This window comes from uncultured Stenotrophomonas sp. (assembly GCF_963519925.1).
GTDB classification, from domain to species: Bacteria; Pseudomonadota; Gammaproteobacteria; order Xanthomonadales; family Xanthomonadaceae; genus Stenotrophomonas; species Stenotrophomonas maltophilia_AE.
The window spans coordinates 1-6,465 of sequence record NZ_CAUQPH010000173.1 but is presented as its reverse complement, the minus strand read 5'-3'; the positions used below and the strand labels follow the sequence as shown (position 1 = coordinate 6,465).

Annotated in this window: 5 protein-coding genes; all 5 read left to right on the top strand. The window is 65.8% G+C overall.

Annotated features, from left to right (window positions below):
- A partial coding sequence (gene infB, locus RWO33_RS18375) for a translation initiation factor IF-2 (RefSeq protein WP_314106669.1) occupies positions 1-2,026 on the top strand: 2,026 nt, incomplete at its 5' end.
- Between the two features lie 129 nt (positions 2,027-2,155).
- Positions 2,156-2,563, top strand: a complete 408-nt coding sequence (gene rbfA / locus RWO33_RS18370) for a 30S ribosome-binding factor RbfA (RefSeq protein WP_314106667.1) — start codon at positions 2,156-2,158, stop codon at positions 2,561-2,563.
- Between the two features lie 54 nt (positions 2,564-2,617).
- Entirely contained in the window at positions 2,618-3,526 is a 909-nt protein-coding gene (gene truB / locus RWO33_RS18365; protein WP_314106665.1) for a tRNA pseudouridine(55) synthase TruB, read from the top strand.
- Between the two features lie 163 nt (positions 3,527-3,689).
- Positions 3,690-3,950 carry a 30S ribosomal protein S15 gene (gene rpsO / locus RWO33_RS18360; protein ID WP_145479943.1) on the top strand — a complete coding sequence of 87 codons (261 nt, stop codon included), beginning with the start codon at positions 3,690-3,692 and terminating at the stop codon, positions 3,948-3,950.
- 150 nt (positions 3,951-4,100) lie between these two features.
- The gene (gene pnp / locus RWO33_RS18355) at positions 4,101-6,209 is read left to right on the top strand and encodes a polyribonucleotide nucleotidyltransferase (RefSeq protein ID WP_145479945.1); all 2,109 of its coding nucleotides are present in this window, start codon (positions 4,101-4,103) and stop codon (positions 6,207-6,209) included.
- The last annotated feature ends 256 nt before the right edge of the window (positions 6,210-6,465 follow it).

The window sequence follows — 6,465 nt, the reverse complement described above, 5'->3', positions numbered from 1 at the left end:
TCCGTCCGCTCCGGCCCCGGCGCGTCCGGCCGCGCGTGGCGACGACCGCAACTCGAACAACAACCGCGGTGCGGCCAAGCGCGACGATGACGGTGGCAACCGCTTCGCCGGCCAGCTGCACCTGTCGGCTGCCGACCGTGCCCGTCGTGGCAACAACAGCAACACGCGCGGTCGTCCGGGTGGGCGTGCGCAGCCCGGTCGTCGCGACAGCAACCAGTCGCGCAGCGGCGGCGGTGCCCATGGTTTCGAGCGTCCGGTCGCCCCGATCGTGCGTGACGTCACCATCGGCGACACCATCACCGTGGCCGACCTGGCCCAGAAGCTGGCCCTGAAGGGCGGCGACGTGGTCAAGGCGCTGTTCAAGATGGGCGTGATGGCCACCATCACCCAGACCATCGATCACGACACCGCCGCGCTGGTGACCGAAGAACTCGGCCACAACGTGACCCGTGCCAACACCAACGACGCCGAAGACGCGCTGCTGGCGCTGAACGAAGGCGAGCAGGGCGAAGCCGTTGCGCGTCCGCCGGTGGTGACCATCATGGGCCACGTCGACCACGGCAAGACCTCGCTGCTGGATTACATCCGCCGCACCAAGGTCGCCACCGGCGAAGCCGGCGGCATCACCCAGCACATCGGTGCGTACCACGTTGAAACGCCCAAGGGCGTGATCAGCTTCCTGGATACCCCGGGCCACGCCGCGTTCACCTCGATGCGTGCCCGCGGTGCCAAGCTGACCGACATCGTGGTGCTGGTGGTGGCGGCCGACGACGGCGTCATGCCGCAGACCAAGGAAGCCATCCAGCACGCCCGTTCCGCCGGCGTGCCGCTGATCGTGGCGATCAACAAGATGGACAAGTCCGGTGCCGACCCGATGCGGGTCAAGAACGAACTGCTCACCGAGCAGGTCGTGGCCGAAGACTTCGGTGGCGACATCCAGATGGTGGAGATCTCGGCCAAGGCTGGCATGGGCATCGACAACCTGCTGGACGCCATTTCGATCCAGGCCGAACTGCTGGAACTGAAGGCCGTGGCCGAAGGCCGCGCGAGCGGCGTGGTCATCGAATCCTCGCTGGACAAGGGCCGTGGCCCAATCGCCACCGTGCTGGTCCAGCAGGGTCAGCTGAAGAAGGGCGACTACCTGGTCTGCGGCATCCAGTACGGCCGCGTGCGCGCGCTGTTCGACGAAACCGGCAAGCAGCCCGACCACGCCGGTCCGTCGATTCCGGTGCAGGTGCTGGGTCTGTCCGGCGTGCCGGACGCGGGCGACGACTTCGTCGTGGTCGAGGACGAGCGCCTGGCCAAGGACGTCGCGCAGCAGCGCGAAACCAAGCGCCGTGAATCGCGCATGGTGCAGTCTGCCGGCAGCCGCATGGAAGACATCATGGCGACCCTGGGCAAGGGCAATGGCCAGCAGGTGCTGAACCTGGTGATCAAGGCCGACGTGCAGGGTTCGGTGCAGGCGCTGAGCCAGGCCCTGGTGGGTCTGTCCAACGACGACATCCGCATCAACGTGATCCACTCCGGCGTGGGCGGCATCACCGAATCGGATGCCAACTCGGCCGTTGCCTCCAAGGCCACGGTGATCGGCTTCAACGTGCGTGCGGACGCTTCGGCGCGCCGCATCATTGAATCCAACGGCGTTGACCTGCGTTACTTCTCGATCATCTATGACGTGATCGACCAGGTGAAGCAGGTGGCCTCCGGTCTGCTCGGCGTTGAGATCCGCGAAGAGATCATCGGTATCGCCCAGGTCCGCGACGTGTTCCGCAGCTCCAAGTTCGGTGCGGTGGCCGGCTGTATGGTCATCGAAGGCACGGTCAAGCGCAGCAAGCCGATCCGCGTCCTGCGCGACAGCGTGGTGGTGTTCGAAGGCGAGCTGGAATCGCTGCGTCGCTTCAAGGAGAACGTCGACGAAGTCCGCAACGGTACCGAATGCGGTATCGGCGTGAAGGCTTACAACGACGTGAAGCCGGGCGACCAGATCGAGTGCTTCGAGCGTATCGAAGTGCCGCGTACCCTGTAATGTGGAAGCGGCCCGACCAACGGTCGGGCCCTACCAGCTTTCCGGGGCCCGACCGCCTGGTGCGGGTCCCACCCGGTAGGTCACGACCGTTGGTCGTGACCCGCCCATCCGAATATTGAAGAGTTCCCCGTGCCAAAAACTTTCCATCGAACCGACCGTGTTTCCGCCCAGATCCGCCGTGAACTGGGTACGCTCGTGCACAACGCCGTGCGTGAACACGGGCTGCCGTCGGTGAGTGTGTCCGACGTGGAAATCACCCGCGACATGGCCCACGCCAAGATCTTCGTCACCGCCCTGATGCCGGAACGGTCGGAAGAGGCGATGAAGGGGCTGAAGGAAATTGCCTGGGGCCTGCGCATGGAACTGGCCAAGGCCATGAAGCTGCGCCACGTCCCGGAGCTGCACTTCCACTACGACGACTCGGTCGACCGTGGCGAGCGCATCGACAACCTCCTGCGCGAGCTGCCCGACACCCTGGCGGCTGAAAAGAGCCGCGAAGCCGAAGACGGCGACGACAGCGACAACAAACCCGAATAAGAACCGGTAGAGCCAGGCCCTGCCTGGCTGCGCGGTAACCTCCGGCGAATCCGAATGACCCGAATCACTTTCCGTCGGCTGGACGGCATCCTCCTGCTCGACAAACCCGCCGGCATGAGCTCCAACGCCGCGCTGCAGGTGGCCCGCCGCCTGTTCCGGGCCGAGAAGGGCGGCCACACCGGCAGCCTGGACCCGCTGGCCACCGGCCTGCTGCCGCTGTGCTTCGGCGAAGCCACCAAGATCGCCGGCCTGCTGCTGGGTTCGGCCAAGGCCTATGACGCCGAGGTGGTGCTGGGCCTGACCACCGATACCGACGATTCCGACGGCAGCACGCTGCTGGAACGCCCGGTGCCGGCGATCAGTCGCGACCAGCTCGACGCCGCCCTGGCGCCCTTGACGGGCCGGATACGACAGCGCGCACCAATCTATTCCGCGCTCAAGCAGGGCGGCGAGCCGCTGTACCTGAAGGCGCGCCGCGGCGAAACCATCGAGGCCCCCGAGCGCGATGTCGAGGTCCATGCCATCGAGGTGCTGGACCAGCAGCCGACCCGCCTGTCGCTACGGGTGACCTGCGGTTCAGGCACCTATATCCGCAGCCTGGCCCGCGACCTGGGGGAATCCCTGGGCTGTGGCGCCCACATCGCCGGACTGCGCCGCCTGTGGGTGGACCCGTTCCGGGACGCCCCGATGGTGACCCTGGACACCCTGCGCGACCTGGCCGGGCAGGGCGACGAGCCGGCCATGGAGGCCCTGCTGCTGCCGCTGGCCGCCGGGCTGGCGCACTATCCGCGCATCGAGCTGGATGCTGAACAGGCACGCCGCTTCTGCCTGGGCCAGCGCCTGCGCGACCCTGCCTGGGGCGAGGGAACGGTGGCCGTGCATGGGCCGGATGCCCTGATCCAGGGCCTGGGCGAGGTCGACGGGAACGGCCGGCTGTCCCCGCAGCGGCGCTTCAACCTCTGACCCTGGCGTACCCGGCGCTTGTTCCGGGGGGCTGCGACCGTTACAATTTCGCGGCCTTTTCAGGCTTCCCCGCACCTGCGGGTTCATCATTTCGTTAACGGCGAGTCGCGCGGTACGTCAATGGGACGTTTCTGCGGGCCACGCATCTATTGAGAAGAAAGCAATGTCGATCGACACCCAGAAGGTCATTGAAGACAACAAGCGCAGCGCCGCCGATACCGGCTCCCCGGAAGTGCAGGTCGCCCTGCTGACCGCCCGCATCGAGCTGCTGACCGGCCACTTCAAGGCCCACAAGAAAGATCACCACAGCCGTCGTGGCCTGCTGCAGATGGTCAACCGCCGCCGCAGCCTGCTGGACTACCTGAAGAAGAAGGACGGCGTGCGCTACAAGGCCCTGATCGAAAAGCTCGGCCTGCGTCGCTAAGCAGGACTCCCGACCGCGGCGCAGGAATGCGCCGCGGTTTTGCTTTTGCAGTACCGCATTACATCGCCTGGACCGGACTTCCGGTCACCCGTCGGCGGCAAGGGTCGCCTGCGGTCCATTCGAAGACAGCATCTCCCCAAGGAATCCCCCGTGGCAAAAATCACCAAAACCTTCCAGTACGGCAAGCACACCGTCACGCTTGAAACCGGCGAAATCGCCCGTCAGGCCGGTGGCGCCGTCATCGTCAAGTTCGACGACACCGTGCTGCTGGTCTCCGCCGTGGCTGCCAAGAGCGCGCGTGAGGGCCAGGACTTCTTCCCGCTGACCTGTGATTACCAGGAGAAGTTCTACGCCGGTGGCCGTATCCCGGGTGGCTTCTTCAAGCGCGAAGGCCGTGCGACCGAGAAGGAGACGCTGATCTCGCGTCTGATCGATCGCCCGATCCGTCCGCTGTTCCCGGAAGACTACAAGAACGAAGTGCAGATCATCGCCACCGTGATGTCGCTGAACCCGGACATCGACGGTGACATCCCGGCCCTGATCGGTGCCTCGGCCGCGCTGTCGCTGGCCGGCACCCCGTTCAAGGGCCCGATCGCCGCCGCCAAGGTCGGTTACAAGAACGGTGAGTACATCCTCAACCCGACCGTGACCGAACTGAAGGATTCGGAGCTGGAGCTGGTGGTTGCCGGTACCTCCAACGCCGTGTTGATGGTCGAGTCCGAAGCCGCGCTGCTGTCCGAAGACGTGATGCTGGGCGCCGTGACCTTCGGTCACCGCGAAATGCAGAAGGTCATCAACGCCATCAACGAGCTGACCGTGGAAGCCGGCACCAAGCCGTCGACCTGGGTCGCCCCGGCCAAGAACGACGCGCTGATCAGCGCCCTGCAGGAAGCCATCGGCCCGCGTCTGGGCGAAGCCTTCCAGGTGCGCGACAAGCTGCAGCGCCGCGACGCCATCTCGGCGATCAAGAAGGACGTGACCGAAGCCCTGGCCGGCCGCGTTGCCGCCGACGGCTGGAACCCGGCCGAGCTGTCGAAGGAATTCGGCGAGCTGGAATACAGCACCATGCGCAACTCGGTGCTGGACACCAAGGTCCGCATCGACGGCCGCGCGCTGGACACCGTCCGCCCGATCGCCGTGCAGACCGGCATCCTGCCGCGCGTGCACGGTTCCTCGCTGTTCACCCGTGGTGAAACCCAGGCCATCGTCACCATCACCCTGGGCACCGCACGCGACGGCCAGGTGATCGACGCCGTCTCGGGCGAGTACAAGGACAACTTCCTGTTCCATTACAACTTCCCCCCGTACTCGGTGGGCGAGACCGGCCGCATGATGGGCCCGAAGCGTCGCGAAATCGGCCACGGCCGCCTCGCCAAGCGCGGCGTGCTGGCAGTGATGCCGTCGCTGGAAGCCTTCCCGTACACCATCCGCGTCGTCTCGGAAATCACCGAATCCAACGGCTCCTCGTCGATGGCCTCGGTCTGCGGCTCCTCGCTGGCCCTGATGGACGCCGGCGTGCCGGTGAAGTCGCCGGTGGCCGGTATCGCCATGGGCCTGGTCAAGGAAGGCGATCGCTTCGTCGTCCTGTCCGACATCCTGGGTGACGAAGACCACCTGGGCGACATGGACTTCAAGGTGGCCGGTACCGCTGAGGGCATCTCCGCCCTGCAGATGGACATCAAGATCGAAGGCATCACCGAAGAGATCATGAAGCAGGCACTGCAGCAGGCCAAGGCTGGCCGTCTGCACATCCTGGGTGAAATGGCCCACGGCCTGACCGCTCCGCGCCAGGAGCTGTCGGACTATGCGCCGCGCCTGCTGACCATCAAGATCCACCCGGACAAGATCCGCGAAGTGATCGGCAAGGGTGGTTCCACCATCCAGGCCATCACCAAGGAAACCGGCACCCAGATCGACATCCAGGATGACGGCACCATCGTCATCGCCTCGGTCAACGCCATTGCCGCGCAGGCCGCCAAGGCCCGCATCGAGCAGATCACCTCGGACGTCGAGCCGGGCCGCATCTACGAAGGCAAGGTCGCCAAGATCATGGACTTCGGTGCGTTCGTGACCATCCTGCCGGGCAAGGACGGCCTGGTCCACGTCTCGCAGATCTCCAGCGAGCGCGTCGAGAAGGTCGGCGACAAGCTGAAGGAAGGCGACGTGGTCAAGGTCAAGGTGCTGGAAGTCGACAAGCAGGGCCGTATCCGCCTGTCGATGAAGGCCGTCGAGGAAGGCGAAGGCGCCTCGGCCGAATGATCGGGTAGGTGACGCAGACAACGGCAAAGCCGTTGTCAACGTCGCTTGCCGACGGCCCGAAGGGGGCCCGCCACTGGGCGGGCATACCGTTGGTCGTCACTCCTTGAAAAAAAAAACGGGCCTTCGGGCCCGTTTTTTTTGCTTGGCTCACGAACTTCGATCAGGGCCGTCGCGAGCGTTCAGAGCCCCGCCGCGGCCGGTAGGCCCCTGTGCAAATGTCCCCCGGCCGACGCCTGGCGGCGACGGCCTCCTCCTT